The following is a 503-nucleotide window of genomic DNA, read 5'->3' as shown; positions in this document are numbered from 1 at the left end:
GGTCAGGCTGTCTATCTCCCGATAATCGATGCGGCTGGAAGTGGTACCGATGAGGGAGATGGTGTCGCCGGGCACCAGGATGTCGGCGTCTGCCGGCTTGCGTGCCCGGTTGATCACGCATTGGTTGAGGCGGTGATCCAGGATGAGCAGGGAGCCCTTGGCGGGGAACATGCGGATGCCGAGTTCGGCATATTCGGCGATCTGCTGACCCCAGATGCCGGCGGCATTGATCACCTGCTCGGCCAAGATTTCGAGGGGTTCGCCACTGCGCAGGTTGACGGCGCGCACTCCCAGCACCCTCTCTTGCTGACGCAGCAGCCCCACCACCTTGCAGTGGGTGAAGAGGCGGGCGCCATGCTCCCTGGCATCGAGCACGTTGGCGCTGGCCAGGCGAAAGGGATCGACGGTGCCGTCGGGCACCTGTATGGCGCCGATCAGGGCCGGGTTGACGCTGGGTTCGAGGCGCAGGGCCTCCCCTGGCTCGAGCTGGCGGGTCTCTATCC

Annotated in this window: 1 protein-coding gene; it reads right to left on the bottom strand. The window is 65.4% G+C overall.

The window, feature by feature from the left end:
- A partial coding sequence (locus BN1119_RS07580) for an FAD-dependent oxidoreductase (RefSeq protein ID WP_041996055.1) occupies positions 1–503 on the bottom strand: 503 nt, incomplete at both ends.

The sequence above is a fragment of the Aeromonas bivalvium genome, from assembly GCF_000819765.1.
GTDB lineage: Bacteria > Pseudomonadota > Gammaproteobacteria > Enterobacterales > Aeromonadaceae > Aeromonas > Aeromonas bivalvium.
The sequence above is the reverse complement of the archived record's forward strand: the minus strand, read 5'-3'. Positions and strand labels throughout refer to the sequence as shown.